Annotated in this window: 1 protein-coding gene; it reads right to left on the bottom strand. The window is 72.8% G+C overall.

Annotation, left to right across the window (positions count from 1 at the left end):
- Positions 1–279: phosphopantetheine-binding protein (locus F0L68_RS42030; protein ID WP_149855505.1), on the bottom strand; the 279-nt coding region annotated here is incomplete at both ends.

The raw sequence follows: 279 nt of genomic DNA, 5'->3' as shown, positions 1-279 counted from the left end.
CCTCCAACCGGTTGAGGAACCAGAGCCTGCGCTGGCCGTAGGACATCGGCACGCGCTCGGGCCTGGCCATCGGGCGCAGCGTCTGCCGCGCGGTGGCGGCGTTGCCGAGCGAAGTCGCGAGCTTGGCCACGGTCGGCGCCTCGAACAGGCTACGCACCGCGAGTTCCACGCCGAGCGCCGACCGGATCCGGCTGACCAGCCTGGGGGCCAGCAGGGAATGGCCGCCGAGCGCGAAGAAGCCGTCGTCGATGCCCACCTCGGGCAGTCCCCGCACGTCCG

The organism is Solihabitans fulvus (assembly GCF_008386585.1).
Taxonomy (GTDB): domain Bacteria; phylum Actinomycetota; class Actinomycetes; order Mycobacteriales; family Pseudonocardiaceae; genus Solihabitans; species Solihabitans fulvus.
The sequence above is the reverse complement of the archived record's forward strand: the minus strand, read 5'-3'. Positions and strand labels throughout refer to the sequence as shown.